This window comes from Sphingomonas sp. NPDC019816, assembly GCF_050274375.1.
Taxonomy (GTDB): domain Bacteria; phylum Pseudomonadota; class Alphaproteobacteria; order Sphingomonadales; family Sphingomonadaceae; genus Sphingomonas.
Map to the genome: position 1 here is coordinate 1 of NZ_JBNNOB010000076.1, position 16,836 is coordinate 16,836.

At 66.1% G+C, this 16,836-nt stretch carries 18 protein-coding genes; 10 read left to right on the top strand and 8 right to left on the bottom strand.

Annotated features, from left to right (window positions below; all coding sequences use genetic code 11):
• A partial coding sequence (locus ACQKJZ_RS11890) for an aminotransferase class I/II-fold pyridoxal phosphate-dependent enzyme (protein WP_427731267.1) occupies positions 1-753 on the bottom strand: 753 nt, incomplete at its 3' end.
• Between the two features lie 120 nt (positions 754-873).
• Between ACQKJZ_RS11890 and ACQKJZ_RS11895 the strand changes: the two genes are divergently transcribed.
• The 9 genes from ACQKJZ_RS11895 to ACQKJZ_RS11935 all read left to right on the top strand — a co-directional run bounded on the left by ACQKJZ_RS11895 (position 874) and on the right by ACQKJZ_RS11935 (position 8,298).
• A complete protein-coding gene (locus ACQKJZ_RS11895; protein WP_427731268.1) occupies positions 874-2,589 on the top strand; it encodes a PHA/PHB synthase family protein in 1,716 nt (571 codons plus the stop codon).
• Positions 2,590-2,672: 83 nt separating this feature from the next.
• On the top strand, positions 2,673-3,512 hold the full coding sequence (gene phaP / locus ACQKJZ_RS11900; protein ID WP_427731269.1) for a TIGR01841 family phasin: 840 nt from the start codon (positions 2,673-2,675) through the stop codon (positions 3,510-3,512).
• A 327-nt stretch (positions 3,513-3,839) separates the two neighbouring features.
• Positions 3,840-4,187: a hypothetical protein gene (locus tag ACQKJZ_RS11905; RefSeq protein WP_312488252.1), complete on the top strand. Its 348-nt coding sequence runs from the start codon at positions 3,840-3,842 to the stop codon at positions 4,185-4,187.
• 14 nt (positions 4,188-4,201) lie between these two features.
• Positions 4,202-5,143 carry a bifunctional diaminohydroxyphosphoribosylaminopyrimidine deaminase/5-amino-6-(5-phosphoribosylamino)uracil reductase RibD gene (gene ribD, locus ACQKJZ_RS11910; RefSeq protein WP_427731281.1) on the top strand — a complete coding sequence of 314 codons (942 nt, stop codon included), beginning with the start codon at positions 4,202-4,204 and terminating at the stop codon, positions 5,141-5,143.
• Between the two features lies 1 nt (position 5,144).
• Positions 5,145-5,747: a riboflavin synthase gene (locus ACQKJZ_RS11915; RefSeq protein ID WP_427731270.1), complete on the top strand. Its 603-nt coding sequence runs from the start codon at positions 5,145-5,147 to the stop codon at positions 5,745-5,747.
• On the top strand, positions 5,737-6,888 hold the full coding sequence (gene ribB / locus ACQKJZ_RS11920; RefSeq protein WP_427731271.1) for a 3,4-dihydroxy-2-butanone-4-phosphate synthase: 1,152 nt from the start codon (positions 5,737-5,739) through the stop codon (positions 6,886-6,888). Before ACQKJZ_RS11915 ends, ribB begins: the two co-directional genes overlap by 11 nt.
• Complete coding sequence (gene ribH, locus ACQKJZ_RS11925) at positions 6,888-7,307, top strand: 6,7-dimethyl-8-ribityllumazine synthase (protein ID WP_312488257.1); 420 nt, start codon at positions 6,888-6,890, stop codon at positions 7,305-7,307. The genes ribB and ribH overlap by 1 nt, the downstream gene beginning before the upstream one ends.
• Positions 7,304-7,801 carry a GNAT family N-acetyltransferase gene (locus tag ACQKJZ_RS11930; RefSeq protein WP_427731272.1) on the top strand — a complete coding sequence of 166 codons (498 nt, stop codon included), beginning with the start codon at positions 7,304-7,306 and terminating at the stop codon, positions 7,799-7,801. Before ribH ends, ACQKJZ_RS11930 begins: the two co-directional genes overlap by 4 nt.
• A gap of 47 nt (positions 7,802-7,848) precedes the next feature.
• Positions 7,849-8,298, top strand: a complete 450-nt coding sequence (locus tag ACQKJZ_RS11935) for a hypothetical protein (protein ID WP_427731273.1) — start codon at positions 7,849-7,851, stop codon at positions 8,296-8,298.
• Positions 8,299-8,409: 111 nt separating this feature from the next.
• On the opposite strand, the gene ACQKJZ_RS11940 is transcribed toward ACQKJZ_RS11935, so the two are convergent.
• The 6 genes from ACQKJZ_RS11940 to ACQKJZ_RS11965 all read right to left on the bottom strand — a co-directional run bounded on the left by ACQKJZ_RS11940 (position 8,410) and on the right by ACQKJZ_RS11965 (position 14,162).
• Complete coding sequence (locus ACQKJZ_RS11940; RefSeq protein ID WP_427731274.1) at positions 8,410-9,336, bottom strand: ParB/RepB/Spo0J family partition protein; 927 nt, start codon at positions 9,334-9,336, stop codon at positions 8,410-8,412.
• Positions 9,333-10,124, bottom strand: coding sequence for a ParA family protein (locus tag ACQKJZ_RS11945; protein WP_007405343.1), 792 nt, complete (start codon positions 10,122-10,124; stop codon positions 9,333-9,335). The genes ACQKJZ_RS11940 and ACQKJZ_RS11945 overlap by 4 nt, the downstream gene beginning before the upstream one ends.
• Positions 10,121-10,735, bottom strand: coding sequence for a 16S rRNA (guanine(527)-N(7))-methyltransferase RsmG (rsmG, locus tag ACQKJZ_RS11950; RefSeq protein ID WP_427731275.1), 615 nt, complete (start codon positions 10,733-10,735; stop codon positions 10,121-10,123). The genes ACQKJZ_RS11945 and rsmG overlap by 4 nt, the downstream gene beginning before the upstream one ends.
• The gene (mnmG, locus tag ACQKJZ_RS11955) at positions 10,732-12,567 is read right to left on the bottom strand and encodes a tRNA uridine-5-carboxymethylaminomethyl(34) synthesis enzyme MnmG (RefSeq protein WP_427731276.1); all 1,836 of its coding nucleotides are present in this window, start codon (positions 12,565-12,567) and stop codon (positions 10,732-10,734) included. Before mnmG ends, rsmG begins: the two co-directional genes overlap by 4 nt.
• 81 nt (positions 12,568-12,648) lie before the next feature.
• Complete coding sequence (gene mnmE / locus ACQKJZ_RS11960; protein ID WP_427731277.1) at positions 12,649-13,935, bottom strand: tRNA uridine-5-carboxymethylaminomethyl(34) synthesis GTPase MnmE; 1,287 nt, start codon at positions 13,933-13,935, stop codon at positions 12,649-12,651.
• A gap of 2 nt (positions 13,936-13,937) precedes the next feature.
• The gene (locus tag ACQKJZ_RS11965) at positions 13,938-14,162 is read right to left on the bottom strand and encodes a DUF6489 family protein (protein WP_427731278.1); all 225 of its coding nucleotides are present in this window, start codon (positions 14,160-14,162) and stop codon (positions 13,938-13,940) included.
• Positions 14,163-14,232: 70 nt separating this feature from the next.
• Between ACQKJZ_RS11965 and ACQKJZ_RS11970 the strand changes: the two genes are divergently transcribed.
• Positions 14,233-14,934 (top strand): dienelactone hydrolase family protein, encoded by a 702-nt coding sequence (locus ACQKJZ_RS11970; protein ID WP_427731279.1) that lies wholly within the window; start codon positions 14,233-14,235, stop codon positions 14,932-14,934.
• 109 nt (positions 14,935-15,043) lie between these two features.
• On the opposite strand, the gene ACQKJZ_RS11975 is transcribed toward ACQKJZ_RS11970, so the two are convergent.
• Positions 15,044-16,615: a lysine--tRNA ligase gene (locus ACQKJZ_RS11975; protein WP_427731280.1), complete on the bottom strand. Its 1,572-nt coding sequence runs from the start codon at positions 16,613-16,615 to the stop codon at positions 15,044-15,046.
• Between the last annotated feature and the right edge of the window lie 221 nt (positions 16,616-16,836).

Below are 16,836 nucleotides of genomic sequence, written 5' to 3' on the forward strand. Positions count from 1 at the left end.
CGCGAAACCGATGCGCCAGCCCGCCATCGAATAGGTCTTGGACAGCGAGGTGAACTCGACCGCGACGTCCTTGCCGCCCTTGACCTGCAGGATCGAGGGCGTCGGGTTACCGTCATAATAAAGCTCGGAATAAGCGAGGTCGCTCAACACCCACAGCTCATGCTTCTTTGCGAAGGCGACCAGCCGCTCGTAGAATGCCAGGTCCACCGTCTCGGCGGTCGGGTTGGACGGATAGTTCACGACCAACACCGAGGGGCGCGGCACGGTGAAGTGCATCGCCCGCTCGAGGCTTTCGAAATAGGCTTCGTCGGGGGTGGTCGGCACCGCGCGGATGGTCGCGCCCGCGATGATGAAACCGAAAGTGTGGATCGGATAGGACGGGTTCGGCGCCAGGATCACGTCGCCGGGCGCGGTGATCGCGGTCGCGAGGCTGGCCAGACCTTCTTTCGATCCCATGGTTACGACGACTTCCGTCTCGGGATCGAGATCGACACCGAAGCGGCGGCCATAATAATTGGCCTGGGCGCGGCGCAGGCCGGGAATGCCCTTCGACTGGGAATAGCCGTGCGCGTCGGGCTTCTGGATCACCTCCATCAGCTTTTCCAGGACGTGCGGCGGCGGCGGCAGGTCGGGGTTGCCCATGCCCAGATCGATGATGTCCTCGCCGCCCGCGCGCGCGGCGGCCCGCATCGCGTTCACTTCGGCGATGACATAGGGCGGCAGGCGCTTGATGCGGTAGAACTCTTCGGACATGGGTCCCTCTATGTAACGATTTGGGACCCGATGCTTAGCGTCTTTCGTTGAACAACGCGACCCGACATGACGGCGCAATATCATGACGCTAGGACGGCGTTACACGAACGAGAGGATGCGATGACCGCCGGCCAGACCACCGCCCCCACCCTTCCGACGCTGGAAGAGTTGCAGCACTGGACCTGGGTGATGGGCCGGGCGCAGCAGATGATGATGGAGGCCGCCCTCTCGCCCCCGCCCGAGGGGATGCCGGTGGTGCCGGGCTTCAACGATCCCGCGACGCTGGGGCGGGTGCGCGACTTCTGGTCCGATTCGATGAAGCTGTGGCAGCGTTTCGTCGATCCCGCAGCCGAACCCAGCGAGGCTCCCAAGCCCGATCGCCGGTTCAAGGCCGAACAATGGCAGTCGCCGCTGTTCGATTGGATTCGGCAAAGCTACCAGATGATCTCGGACCATATGCTGCGCGGCGTCGACGCGCTGGAAGGGGTGGAGCCGAAGCAGAAGGAGCAGATCCGCTTCGCCGCGCAAGGCTTTATCGATGCGATGAGCCCGACGAACTTTCCCGCGACCAACCCGGAGGTGCTGGACAAGATCGTCGAGACGCGCGGCGAGAATCTGCTTAAAGGTCTCCAGAACATGCTCGCCGACCTGGGGCGCGGGCAGCTGACGCACAGCGATTCGCGCGCGTTCGAGGTGGGCCGCAATCTGGCCGCGACGCCGGGCAAGGTCGTCAAGCGCACCCCCCTTTACGAACTGATTCAGTACACGCCCACCACCGAACAGGTGGCGGCGGTGCCGATCGTGATCTTCCCGCCCTGGATCAACCGTTTCTACATCCTCGACCTCGCGCCCGAGAAAAGCCTGATCAAATGGCTGGTCGATCAGGGGTTCAGCGTCTTCATGGTGTCGTGGAAATCCGCCGACGCGACGATGAAGGACGTGATCTGGGACGATTATGTCGCCGCGCAGGTCGATGCGATCGACACGGTGCGCGACCTGCTCGACGTCGAGTCGGTGCATAGCGTCGGCTATTGCGTGGCGGGTACGACGCTGGCCGCGACGCTGGCCTATCTGACGGCCAAGGGTGAGGCGGCCAAGGTCGCCAGCGCCACCTTCTTCACCGCGCAGGTCGATTTCTCCAAGGCGGGCGAACTGCTTCACTTCGTCGATGACGAACAGCTGAAGCTGATCGGCACGTTGTCCCCCGACGGGTTCCTCGACGGGCGCTATCTGGCGGTGACGTTCAACCTGCTGCGCGGGCGCGACCTGATCTGGAACTACGTCACCAACAACTATCTGCTGGGGCGCGATTATGTGCCGTTCGACCTGCTCCACTGGAATGGCGACGTCACCAACCTGCCCGCCAAATGGCATCTCAGCTATCTGACCGATCTGTACCGCGACAATCGGTTGATGACCCCCGGTGCGATGGCGGTGGCGGGCGTGCCGCTCGACCTGACCAAGGTCACTACCCCCGCCTATGTCCAGGCGGGGCGCGAGGATCACATCGCCCCCGCCGAAAGCGTGTGGAAGATCACCCATGCCTTTGCCGGCCCGTTGCGTTTCGTCCTGGCGGGGTCGGGGCATATCGCGGGTGTCGTGAACCCGCCGGCGGCCGGCAAATATCAATATTGGACCAACGATCGGCCCGTCGAGACGCTCGCCGAGTTCATGGCGGGCGCCAGCGAAACCAAGGGCAGCTGGTGGCCGGATTGGGCCGACTGGCTGCGCGCGCGCGATTCGAATCAGGTCGCGGCGACCGGTGCGCGTATCCCCGGCGAGGGTGCCCTGCCCGCACTCGAAGACGCGCCGGGACGCTACGTCCGGCAGCGATAAAAACGATTGCTGCGCTGCACAAAGCTGTTGATAACTTGCGTCCGAATCATTATTGTGCAGCGCAGCAAATCGGGAGAGAGCTGGTGGACAAGAACAAGCAGGGCACCCTCGCCGCGAAGCCGGCGGCTAGGACGCGTCGCGTCGCCAAGCCCGCCGCCGCCAAGACGCTCCCCGGCCTTCCCTCCGATCCCACGCCTGCGATCGCTGCGCCCGTCGCGACGCCGGCCGTCGCCAAGACGCCCGCGCCCGACCCCATGGCTGCGCCGAGCCAGCCGGCCGTGGAACCCGCGAGCGTGATCCCGCTGGCGGTGGTGCCCGAACCCGACATGGTCGAGGCGACGCCCGCCCCGATCGCGCCCGAGGTCAAGGCGGCACCCGCGCCGGCCGCCCCCGAGCCTGAGGCGACGCCGCAAATTTCTTCCCCGACCGCCGCGGTTCCGGCGGAATCCAGCACCAAGGACATCATCATGGACGCCACGAGCACCGTCGAGAACGCCGCCCAGGACACCGCCGCCAAGACCCAGGCGATGTTCGGTGAGGCGCAGGCCCGCACCCAGGACGCGATGAACAAGAGCGCCAAGCTGTTCGAAGACATGATCGCCTTCAACAAGGACAATGTCGAGGCGATGGTCGAATCGTCGAAGATCGCCGCCAAGGGCGCGCAGACGCTGGGCCAGGACGCGGCGGACTATGCCAAGCGCTCGTTCGAGACCGCGACCCAGACGATGCAGACGCTGTCGTCGGTCAAGTCGCCGACCGAGTTCATGAAGCTCCAGTCGGACTTCGCCCGCTCGGCCTTCGACTCGATGGTCGCCGAAACCTCGCGCTCGACTGAAACGATGATGAAGCTGGCCGGCGAGATCGCCCAGCCGCTGAGCAACCGCTTCGCGGTCGCCGCCGAGAAGATGAAGACCGTCGCGTAATTCGCGAAGGTTTCCGTCACCGGAACAGGAAGGGGCGGTCGCGATGCGGCCGCCCTTTTTCGTGCTGGGGGCATTCTTCGGAAACGTATTGCCTAGAGCTATGCCCTCCCCCATCCCCTCCCGCCTGCGGGAGGGGTGCGCTGCCTGGCAAGCGTTCAGCATAAGCAAAAAGATCATTACTTGCTGAGGCAGCCATTGGTGACCCTTGGCACGCCCCTCCCGCAGGCGGGAGGGGATGGGGGAGGGAAAAGGAGTCTCACCGAGACCGACCCCAAGACCACCCTGACCCCACTGGCGCCAACCGCCGCCAACGCCTACATTGTCCCTATGTCGTTCTTCGGCCGCTTCTCCCCCGTTCGCGCCATTCGCGACCTGCGTGTCTTCCTGTCGCAGCGTCACCCTGTCGAACTGGTCTTCCTGATGGTCGCGGTCGGCATCACCGGCTTCTTCATCTATGCCTTCGCACGCGACGATTATGTGCCGGTGCCGTACAAGCCCGACATCATCTATGTCGAACAATGGCGCGCCGACCGCAGCGAGGCGGAAATCCTGGCGCAGCAGAAGATCGATTATGTGAAGAAAAAGGAACGACTGGCGGAGGAGAAGGCCGCCAAGGAGCAACGCCAGGCCGAATTCAAGAAGGTCGACGATGCGCTGACCAAGTGGGGCATCTGATCGACCGGCGCTGGATGGGCGCGGCATTGACGCTGGCGAGTCGCGGCGTCGGCCGGACCGCCCCCAACCCCAATGTCGGTTGCGTACTCGTCCGCGACGGCCGCGTGGTCGGTCGCGGTTGGACGCAGCCAGGCGGACGCCCGCATGCCGAAGCGATGGCGCTGACCGAGGCGGGCGATCGCGCACGCGGTGCCACCGCCTATGTCACGCTGGAGCCGTGCGCGCATGTCTCGACGCGCGGCCCCGCCTGTACCGATTTGCTGATCGACGCCGGAGTGGCGCGGATCGTCGCGGCGATGGGCGACCCCGATCCGCGTACCAATGGCCAGGGCTTCGACCGTGCCAGAGCCGCCGGGATCGCCGTGACGGTCGGCGTGTGCGAGGCCGAAGCGCGTTCGATGATCGCGGGCTTCCTCACCCGCCGTGCGAAAGGGCGCCCCTTCGTTACGCTCAAGCTCGCCACCTCGCTCGACGGCCGGATCGCGCGGCCCGATGGGACGAGCCGCTGGATCACCGGCCCCCAGGCGCGCGCGCATACCCATCTCGAGCGCAGCCGGCATGAGGCGATCCTGGTCGGGCGCGGCACTTTGCTGGCCGATGCGCCCCGGCTCGATGTCCGCCTGCCGGGACTGGAAGGGCATAGCCCGCGCCGTATTCTGCTCTCCCGCACGCCGGAGAAGGATTGGGAGACGATCCCCTCCCCCGCCGCCATCGCCGATCTGGCAGGCGTCGACCGGTTGATGGTCGAGGGCGGCGCGCAGACCGCCTCCGCCTTCCTCGCCGGCGATCTGGTCGACCGGCTGCTCCTCTACCGCGCGCCCATCCTGATCGGTGAGGGTCGCGCGGCGCTGGGCGATATAGGGCTGGCCTCCTTGGCCGAGGCGCATGGGCGATGGCGGCTATCCGATTCGCGGATGCTTGGCAGCGACCGGTTGGAGGTCTACGAACGCGCCTGATATGTTTACCGGGATCGTCACCGACATCGGCTCCGTCACCGCCGTGGAAACACGCGGCGACACGCGGGTCGTCATCGCCACCGCCTATGATACGGCCAGCATCGACCTGGGCGCATCGATCGCCTGTTCGGGCGTCTGCCTGACCGTCGTCGAGAAAGGCCCCGACTGGTTCGCGGTCGACGTCTCGGCCGAGACGATCAGCCGCACCGCCGACCAGTGGACGACCGGCCGGCGGCTGAACCTCGAACGCGCGATGAAACTGGGCGACGAGCTGGGCGGGCATATCGTCACCGGCCATGTCGATGGCGTCGGCCAGGTCGTGTCGGTGACGGAAGAAGGCGGATCGCACCGCGTATTCGTGCGCGTACCCGCCGACCTCGCCCCCTTCATGGCGACCAAGGGTTCGGTGACGGTCGACGGCGTCTCGCTGACCGTCAACAGCGTCGAGGATGGCCCGGATGGCACCGTTTTCGGCCTGAACATCATTCCGCACACCGCCGCCGTCACCACGCTGGGCGGCATCACGGAGGGTCAGCGCGTCAATATCGAGATCGACGTGCTCGCCCGGTACCTGCAGCGCATGGAGCATTATCGTGGCCGCTAATCCCGACGCTTTGGCCGGTCTGCGGCGCGGTTTCCTGTCCAGCCCCGAAGAGATTATCGACGAGGCGCGCAACGGTCGCATGTTCATCCTGGTCGATGACGAGGATCGCGAGAATGAGGGCGATCTGGTCATCCCCGCCCAGATGGCGACGCCGGAGAAGGTCAACTTCATGGCGCGGCACGGGCGCGGGCTCATTTGCCTCGCCATGACGCGCGAGCGGGTCGACACGCTCGGCCTGCCGTTGATGAGCCCGAAGAACGGGACGCGGCACGAAACCGCCTTCACCATTTCGATCGAGGCGCGCGAAGGCGTGACCACCGGCATTTCCGCCGCCGACCGCGCGCGGACGATCGCGGTGGCGATCGATGCCAGCCACGGCGCGGATGCGCTGGTGACGCCGGGCCATGTCTTCCCGCTGGTCGCGCGCGACGGCGGCGTGCTGGTACGCGCGGGGCACACCGAGGCGGCGGTCGATGTCGCGCGGCTGGCGGGCCTGAACCCCTCGGGCGTGATCTGCGAGATCATGAACGAGGACGGGACGATGGCGCGGATGGACGATCTCGTCTCCTTCGCACAGCTCCACAATTTGAAGATCGGCACGATCCGCGACCTGATCGCCTATCGCCGCCGCTATGACCATCTGGTCGAATTGCAGTCCGAAGCCACGTTCGAGAGCGAGTGGGGCGGCACCTGGACTGCGCGCGCCTATCGCAACAAGGCGACGGGCACCGAGCAGGTGGCGCTGGTCAAGGGCAAGCTCGACACCGACCAGCCGGTGCTGGTGCGGATGCACGCGCTGTCGCCCTTCGCCGATGTCTTCGGCGAGGCGGGGTCGCGCGGGGCGCTGCTCGCCAAGTCGATGCGGATGATCGCCGAGGAGGGCTCGGGCGTGATCGTCGTCATCAACCGCCCGCGTACCGACGCCTTCACCACCGCCGTCCGCCTGAAGGCCGGCGAGGAAGTGCAGATCGATATGGAGGAACTGCGCGACTATGGCGTCGGCGCGATGATCCTGGCCGAGCTGGGCGTGCAGGACATGGTGCTGCTGACCAACACCCATCACACGCTGATCGGGCTCGACGGCTATGGCCTGTCGATCGTCGGCGAACGTCGGATCGAAAATGCTGAGGGAGACGCCTGATGGCGCATGTGTTGATCGTCGAGGCGCGCTTCTACGAGCATCTGAACGACCTGCTGCTGGCCGGCGCACGCGCCGCGATCGAAGAGGCGGGCCACAGCCATGAGACGATCACCGTCCCCGGCGCGCTGGAGATTCCCGGCGCGGTCGCGATGGCGGCGGACTCGGGCCGCTACGACGCGTTCGTCGCGATCGGCGTGGTGATCCGCGGCGAGACCTATCATTTCGAGATCGTCTCGAACGAAAGCGCGCGCGGCCTGATGGCGCTGACCTTGGACGGCTTGGCCCTAGGCAACGGCATCATCACCACCGAGAATGAGGCGCAGGCGCTGACCCGCGCCAAGCCCGACGAAAAGAACAAGGGTGGCGAGGCGGCCAAGGCGGCACTCGCCATGCTGGCGCTGAAGGGCCGGTTCGGGTGACATCCCCCGTCCTCCAGACCGAGCGGTTGACCTTGCGGCTTCCCTCGGCGGAGGATTTCGAGGCCTGGGCGGCCTTCCATGCCGAGGCGGACACGATGCGCTTCCTCGGCGGCGTCCAGGCGCGCGGGGCGGCGTGGCGATCGCTCTGCACCATGGTCGGCGCGTGGAGCGTGCGCGGCTTCGCCATGTTCTCGGTGATCGAGCGCGACACCGGCCGCTGGGTCGGACGGATCGGCCCATGGCAGCCTGAGGGCTGGCCGGGGCGCGAGGTCGGCTGGGGCGTGGCCCGCGAATTCGCCGGGCGCGGCTATGCGCATGAGGCGGCGGTCGCGGCAATGGACTATGCCGTCGATGTGCTGGGCTGGGATCATGTGATCCACACCATTGATCCCGACAATGTCGGCTCGATTCGCCTCGCGCAGCGTTTGGGTGCGGTGAATCAGGGGCCGGTCAGTCTCCCCGCCCCGTTGGAGAATTTTCGGGTCGATGCCTAGGGGCAAAGCGCCGACCAATGGCGTGCCCACCGGCAAGGACAGTGCGCGTGACAGATATGCCCCCCACCCGCTTTCGCGTCGTCGAGCGCGGCCGGCGGCTGGAGGTGATCGATACACAGGCAAAAAGGCCTTCCGCCCCGACTCCTCAAAAGCCCCTCGATCTCGCCAGCCTGCCGACCGGGGCTGTCGACCGTGCCAAAGCCGGTGACCGGACTTGGCTGCCGACCAAAATCCGCTTTGACGGCGGGTTGGTCTGGACGACCCGGCGATTTTACGACGCCAAAGGTCCCCGCACCCTGACATTGAACGCCGGCACGGTCGGGCAGCTGCGCATGGCGGCCGGTATCCTGATCGCTGCCTTCATCGGCTGGCTGATCCTCGCGAGCTTCGTGCCCGCCTTGCTGGGCCTGCCCCTGCTGCTCGCTTCTGGAAAGACCCGCGAGACGCTTCGCAGCGCCGTGACGGACTGGATCGATCGGCTGCAATCGACCCCGTAAGGGCGGGGAGAGGTTGCCCCCTCCCCCAACTCGTTAAAATGTGAAGGCAAATTGCCGGATGTCCCGGCGAAGACGCCGATAGCCCCTATCGTTGGGGAAATCGTGTCCCCTTCAAATGCCCTCGCCGGTCAGTCGCTGGCAGACCATGTCGAGCTGATCGAGCGTCGAATAGTTGAGCGTTAGTGTGCCGCCCTTTTCGCCATGGACGATCCGCACCGACAGGCCGAGCAGATCGGCGAGCTGATTCTCCAGCGCGGCGATGTCGGCATCGGGTACATCCTGACCCTGCCCCTTGGGCGCCCCGCTCTTGTCCGACGACTCGGTCGCATTGCGCCCGCCGCCCTTCGCCTCACGAGTCAGCTTTTCGGTTTCACGAACGCTGAGGCCCCGCGCGATCACCTGATCCGCGAGCGCCTCGACCTCGTCGGCGCCCAGCAGCGCGCGGGCATGGCCCATCGACAGCGCACCGTTGACCACCTGCGCCTGCACCGTGTCGGGCAGTTCGAGCAGGCGCAGCAGATTGGCGACATGGCTGCGCGACTTATGGACGATCTTGGCCAGCGCCTCCTGGGTATGGCCGAACTCGCCCGCCAACCGCTGATAGGCCTGCGCCTCTTCGATCGCGTTCAGGTCCTGACGCTGGATATTCTCGATCAGCGCGACTTCGAGCGTCTGCGCATCGTCAAAGTCGCGGACGACGACCGGCACCTCGTGCAGTCGCGCGCGCTGCGCCGCGCGCCAGCGGCGTTCGCCGGCGACGATCTGATAATCCTTGCCATGCGGACGCACGACGATCGGCTGGATCAGCCCGCGCGCCGCGATCGAAGCGGCAAGTTCGTCGAGCGCGGCTTCCTCGAAATGGCGACGCGGCTGATCGGGATGCGGCGACAGGGCGCCGACGGGGAGCATGCGTACGCCCCCGATCGCGGGTTGATCGCCCGGCCGGATCGGCGCCTCGCGCGCCATGTCGCCCAGCAGCGCACCCAGCCCGCGTCCCAGGCCGGGGCGCGGACGCTTCGCGGTCGTCTCCGCGCTCATGCCGCCGCCGCGCCCGGCTGGGTGGTCAGCGGCAGACGCGCGATCAGTTCACGGGCCAGCGCGATATAGGCCTGGCTGCCGACGCAACGATGGTCATAGATCAGCGCCGGCAGGCCGTGGCTGGGCGCCTCCGACAGCCGGACGTTGCGCGGAATCACCGTATCGAACACCACACCTCCCAAAACGGCGCGCACATCGGCAGAGACCTGATCGGTCAGCCGGTTGCGCCGGTCATACATCGTCAAAGCCACGCCCAGGATCGCGAGGCCCGGATTGAAGCGCGCGCGAATCCGCTCGACCGTGGTCAGCAGCTGCGACAGCCCCTCCAGCGCGAAGAATTCGCATTGCAGCGGTACGAACAGCGAGTCGGACGCCACCATCGCATTGATCGTCAACAGCCCAAGCGACGGCGGGCAGTCGATCAGGACGATGTCCCACCGCCCCTGCGACCGCCGCATCGCATGATCCAGCCGATGGGTGCGATCCTCGAAATCGACCAGCTCCAACTCGGCCCCCGACAGATCGACCGTGGCCGGCACGATATCGAGACGCGGCACTTGGGTATGGACGACCGCATCGTCGATCCGCGCTTCGCCAAGCAGGACATGATAGCTGGAGAAGACCCGCTGGCTGTTGGGAATACCGAGGCCCGTCGAAGCATTGCCCTGCGGATCGAGGTCGATCAACAGAACCTGAAGCCCGGTTGCCGCCAGGGCGGTGGCAAGGTTGATGGCGCTGGTGGTCTTGCCCACCCCGCCCTTCTGGTTCGCGATCGCAACGCAGATCATCGGGCCCCTACTCGGTCGAGGATCACGATCGACGACTCGGTCGATGTGATGCTATGTTCCACGTGAAACACGAAGCGCCATTGCCGGCTTAGGGTCTTGATCTCGCGCTCGTCGAGGCGGCCGCGCGGCAGCAGCCACCGCGTGTTCTGTTTGCCGCAATGCGCCGCCGCGCGCAAAAGATTTTCGACTGTCGCCACGGCACGCGCAGAAATAATGTCGGCCTTCAACTGGACCGCCTCGATCTTGGAGGCATGGACGCTGACCCGGTCGGCGATCCCCAATGTCTCGGCACAGTGTTGGAGAAACTCGGCACGACGCTTGCGCGGCTCGACCAGCGCGACCCGGCCGGGCCAGGCGAGCGCGACGACCATGCCGGGAAAGCCACCGCCAGTGCCGATATCGATCCACTGACCATCCGCCCGATCGGCGAGCGGGATCAGCTGCAACGAGTCGAGCGCATGCCGGGCCCAGATATTGGCAATGGTCGACGGCGCGATCAAATTCTGCTGGTCATTCTCGACCACGACCAAGTTGAGGAACCAGTCGATCTTGCTCGCAGCGTCCTCGCCAAAGCGCTGGACCGCCCAGTCGCGCGCCTGTTCTTCGGTCATGCCGCCATCTTTCGTGCGTGAAGGAGAACCGCCGACAGGGCGGCGGGAGTGATACCTCGGATGCGCGATGCCGCCGCCAGCGTCGCCGGCCGCGCCAGGCTCAGCCGGTCGATCATTTCCTGCGACAGTCCGGGGATCGCGGCATAATCGAGCGAGGCGGGCAACAGGATCTGCTCATCGGCGTGGAGCCGTGCAACCTCTTCCGCCTGTCGCTCGACATAGGGGGCATAGCGCGCATCCTCCAATGTCTCGGCGACGACGGCAGGGTCCAGCCCCTCTGCCGCTGCGGGCGCAACATGCGCCAGCGTGACGCCATCGAAGCGCAGCCACTCATAGGCGGTCCGGCGCGCGCCATCCTGGGCGATCGCCGCCCCGCTGCGCGCGAGATCGGACGCGGTCCGCACCGTGGCGAGGCGATCGCGCAGGGTCGCGCGTTGCTCCAGCCGCCGGGCACGATGCGCCAGCCGCTCGGGCGACAGACATCCTGCCGCTTGGGCGATGCCGCCCAGCCGGCTCTCGGCATTGTCGGCGCGCAGCGACAGGCGATACTCGGCGCGCGCGGTCAGCATGCGATAGGGTTCGGTCACGCCCTGCAGCACGAGATCGTCGATCATCACGCCGAGATAGCTCGACGCGCGGTCGAGGATCACCGGCGCCAGATCGCAGGCCAGCGCGGCAGCGTTCAACCCGGCGATCAGCCCCTGCCCCGCCGCTTCCTCATAGCCGGTCGTGCCGTTGATCTGGCCGGCACAAAACACCCCCGGCAGCGCGCCCAGCGCCAGTCGGGCATCGAGCGCACGCGGATCGATATGATCATATTCGACCGCATAGCCGGGCAGCGTGATCACCGCCCGCTCCAGCCCCGGCATGGAAGCGATCATCGCTTCCTGAACATCGGTCGGCAGCGAGGTCGACAGGCCGTTGGGATAGACCAAAGGATCGTCCAGCCCCTCCGGCTCGAGGAAAATCTGATGGCTGTCGCGGTCGGCGAAGCGCTTGATCTTGTCCTCGATCGACGGGCAATAGCGCGGGCCATTGGCCTCGATCGCGCCGGTGAACAGCGGCGAACGGTGGAAGGCCGCTGCGATGATCGCATGCGTTTCTTGCGTAGTCCGGGTGATCGCGCAGGCGATCTGTGGCAGCGGTCGGCTCGTCGTCATCGGCGACATGGTCCAAGGATCGCTGTCGGAGGGCTGCTCGTCCAGTCTGGCCCAGTCGATCGTCCGCCCGTCGAGACGCGGTGGCGTTCCGGTCTTCATCCGCGCCATGGGCAGCCCCAGCGCGCGCAGCTGCTCCGCCATCCGGGTCGCCGCGCGCTCGTTGATGCGGCCGCCGAGATGCCGCTCCTCCCCCCGGAACAGCCGCCCGCCGAGGAAGGTGCCGGTCGCCAGCACCACCGCGCGGCATGCCAGGACCGAACCATCGGCAAGCTGCACGCCGGCAACCCGGTCCCCTTCGAGCACCAGCGCTTCCGCCTCACCCTCGATAATGGTCAGGTTCGCTTGCGCGCCCAGCATCGCCTGGATCGCCCCGGCATAGCGCCGCCGGTCCGCCTGGACGCGCGGACCCTGAACAGCCGTGCCCTTGCTGCGATTGAGCATGCGGTAATGGATCGCACCCTGATCCGCCGCACGACCAATCAGCCCGTCAAAGGCGTCGACCTCGCGCACGATATGACCCTTCCCCAATCCGCCGATCGCCGGATTGCAGGACATGGCGCCCAGGCCATGACGATCGAAGGACAAAAGGGCCGTATGCGCACCCCGGCGCGCAGCCGCTGCGGCGGCTTCGGTTCCCGCGTGACCACCACCGATCACTACGACATCAAACATGCCCCCGCCCTACCGGAAGGACGGGTCAGCGTCAAAGCGATCCCCACCGACATTCCTTAGTCAACGTTCCACGTGGAACAATCATTTGCCGAGGCAGAAGCGTCCAAACAGCGCATCAAGCATCGTCTCGGTCGCACTCACACCAAGCAACGCGGCCAGCACCTGACGCGCCAGACGAAGCTCCTCCGCCATCAACAACGCATCGGATCGCGGCGCACTCAGCAATGCCAAGGCGGCCTTTCGGCACTGATCCTGCTGATGCCGCTTGAAGCTCAAGGCATCCTCGCGCGGCAGCAAAGCCACTGCCCGGGCCGCCAACGCATCCCATAGTGCAGCGATCGACCCGCCATCGTCGCGACGCACTGCCAGCGCGCGACCATCGGGCAAGGCCCCCCGCCCCGGCAGATCGGCACGCGAATGGAGCCATAGCGCATCCTCACGCGGGGGCGGCGTATCGGCCAACCAGAGCAGGATGTCCGCCTGCGCCATCGCCTCCTGCGCACGGGTGACGCCGATCGCCTCGATCACGTCATCGGTGTCTTCTGCCAGCCCGGCCGTGTCGGTCAGGACATAGGCGATACCACCGCGCAGCACGGTGGCCTCGATCCGGTCGCGCGTGGTCCCCGCGATCGGCGAGACGATGGCCGCGTCACGCTCGGTCAGCAGGTTGAGCAATGTCGACTTGCCGCTATTGGGCGGCCCCGCCAGCACGACGCGAATGCCGTCATGCAACCGGTCGACCGGCGGCCGATCGACGGCATCCAGCATCTGACGCGCCAGCGCATCCATCTCGTGGCGGATACGCGCCAGCGCCGCCGCATCGAGCGGAACGTCATCCTCTTCCGCGAAATCGAGCATCGCCTCGATCGCGGCGGATAGCGTGGCGGTGCGATCCATCCAGCCGCGTAACGCCTGACTGACCCGCCCCTCGACCGCGCCGATCGCCGCGCGCCGCTGTCGCTCGGTCTGCGCTTCGAGTAGATCGGCCAGCCCTTCCGCCTCGGCCAGATCGATCCGGCCATGGGTCAGCGCACGGCGGGTGAACTCGCCCGGCTCCGCGCGTCGAACGCCAGGATGCGTCGCCAGCGCCGCTTCCACCGCCGCGACGACGGCACGCCCGCCATGGCAATGCAGCTCGACCAGATCCTCGCCCGTCGCGGTCGCCGGTCCGCGGAAGCATAGCACCAGCGCGGAATCGAGCGTCTCTCCGCCTGCATCCCGCAGCGTTCGCAGGCCCGCGCGCCGGGGTGCAGGCAGCCGGCCCGCCATGTGTTCGACCATCGCGAAGGCACCCGGCCCGCTCACCCGGATCACCGCGATCGCCGCCGGCGGCTGTCCGCTGGAGACGGCGAAGATCGTGTCGGCCATGCTCAGCCCTTCTGCCCCTCGAACATGCGGCGCCACATCGCCATGCTCGCCTCGCCCATCGGCGCCCAGCTGCGCATCATTGCCTCGACCATTTCGGGCTTCACCCCCGACTCCATCGTGTCGAGCATCATCTGGACATAGCGTTCATGAATCGGCGTCAGGTCGGGCAGGCCCATGGCGCGGCGCGCCTCTTCGGGCGTGCAGTCGATTTCCACATTCACTTTCATGCGCCATTCTCCATCACGCGACCAAGCGAGGCATAAGGCGTTATGGTCGCGTCGACCACAGGAGACCCGTATGACCGCCACCAAGACCATCGCCGCCACATCCGGCGAGGGCCAGTTCAACGCCTATTATGCCGAACCCGAGGGCAAGCCGAGCGCCGCGATCATCCTCATCCAGGAGATTTTCGGAGTAAATGCCGGCATCCGCCGCAAATGCGACACGCTGGCCGAGGCGCGCTATCTGGCGGTCGCCCCCGATCTGTTTCACAAGATCGCGCCGGGCATCGAGCTGGACCCGGACGTCCCCAACGAGATGCAGCAGGCGCTCGACCTGATGGGGCAGTTCGATCAGGATGGCGGCATCCGCGACATTGAGGCGACGATCAAGACCATCCGCGACGAATATGGCGCGGACTTCAAGGTCGGCGTCGTCGGCTATTGCTTGGGCGGACGGCTGGCCTTCATGACCGCGGCGCGCACCGATGTGGATGCCAGCGTCGGCTATTATGGCGTCGGCATCGACGGCCTGCTGGATGAGAAGAACGCCATCGCCAAGCCGGTCCTGCTCCACATCCCCGAGGAGGATCACTTCGTCGACAAGGATGCGCAACAGCAGATGCACGAGGGGCTGGACGACCACCCCAAGGTGACGCTGTACGATTATCCCGGTGAGGATCACGGCTTCGCGACCGAATTCGGTCAGCGCCGGTCGGACGAGTCCGCCAAGCTGGCGGACGAACGCACCATGGCGTTCTTTGCGGAGCACCTCCGCTAAGTTGCTACCACCCTCACCCTTCCGGCGCTTCGCGCCTCCCTCCCTCTCCCATCGGGAGAGGGAAGGGGCCCACCCGCAACGCGGGTGGGAAGGGTGAGGGCCGGTATCGTTATGCCTTGGCCAATGCCTCGGCGATCAGCTTGCGGCTGTTCTCCACACCGTAGAGCGCAATGAAGCTGCCCATGCGCGGCCCTTGCGCCGATCCCAGCAGCGTCTCGTACAGCGCCTTGAACCAGTCGCGCAGCGAGGGGAAGGCATCGGTCTTGCCGATCTCATAGACGATGTTCTGGATGTCCTCGGCGCTCGCCCCCTCGGGCGAGGCGGCAAGCTGCGCATCCAGCTGACGCAGCGCTTCGGCCTCATGCGGCTCGGGCGCACGGCGCTGGAGCGTCGGCGTGACGAAGTCGCGGGCATAGGCCAGCGCATGGTCGATCAGCCGGTCGAGTTCCGGGTACTTTGCGGCCGACGCCTCGGGCACATAATTGGCGAGATAGCCCCAGACCTGCTCCTTGGTCGCCTCGCCCATCACCCCGACCAGGTTGAGCAGCAGCCCGAACGTCACCGGCAGCTCGCCTTCGGGCAGTTTACCGTCATGGATGTGATGCACCGGATTGCCCAGCTGCTCCTTAAGCGACTGGTTGGGGTAGTTCACCCGGAACTGCCAATATTCGTCCACCGCGCGCGGAATGACGCCCATGTGCAGCTGCTTGGCCTTTTTCGGCTCACGATAGGCGAAGAAGGCCAGACTTTCCTCCGGCCCATAGGTCAGCCACTGATCAAGGCTGAGGCCATTGCCCTTGGACTTGGAGATTTTCTCGCCATGCTCGTCGAGGAACATCTCGTAATTGAAGCCCTCGGGCGGGCGGCCGCCGAGGACGCGGGCGATCTTGGACGACTGGGTGACCGAGTCGATCAGGTCCTTGCCCGCCATCTCATAATCCACGCCCAGCGCGACCCAGCGCATGGCCCAGTCGACCTTCCATTGCAGCTTGGACAGGCCGCCCAGCGCCGACTGGACGATCCGCTCGCCCTCATCCTCGAACGCGATCAGGCCCGCCTCGGCATCGACCACCTCGACCGGCACCTGCAACACGATGCCCGACTTGGGGCTGATCGGCAGAACGGGCGAATAGGTGGCGCGGCGCTCGGCGCGCAGGGTGGGGAGCATCACGTCCTGAATGCCCTGGAAATGCTTGAGCACCAGCCGCAGTGCGTCGTCGAACCTGCCGCCAGTGTAATAGTCGGTCGAGGAGGCGAACTCGTAATCGAAGCCATAGCGGTCGAGGAACTGACGCAGCAGCGCGTTATTGTGCGCCGCGAAGCTGTCGAACTTCTCGAACGGATCGGGCACCTGGGTCAGCGGCTTGCCGAGATGCGCGCGCAGCATTTCCTGGTTCGGGACATTGTCCGGCACCTTGCGCAGGCCATCCATATCGTCCGAAAAGGCGATCAGCCGCGTCTTCTGATCCGACAGCGCGTGGAAGGCATGGCGGACCATGGTGGTGCGCAGCACTTCGTTGAACGTGCCGATATGCGGCAGACCCGAGGGGCCATAGCCCGTTTCGAACAGGATCGGCTCGCCGCCCGGCTTTCCGTTGGGATAGCGTTTGAGGAGCTTGCGAGCCTCCTCATAGGGCCAGGCCTTGGACTCGAAAGCGGTGGAGCGGAGTTCGTCTGTCATGCATTTGCCTCTGGCAAGGCGGGGCGGGATGCACAAATGCATTTTACATTATGCCCGAGTTCTGCACTATATTATCCACAGGGGTAATGTGTTCCACGTGGAACAGGGGCAGTATTGCTTGGCATTCCTTCCCCCATCCCCGCCCGCCTGCGGGAGGGGCGTGCTTGGTGGACCGGTGACGACATCAACCCGCTGGATGCGGCCCGCCCCGTATGCCAGCG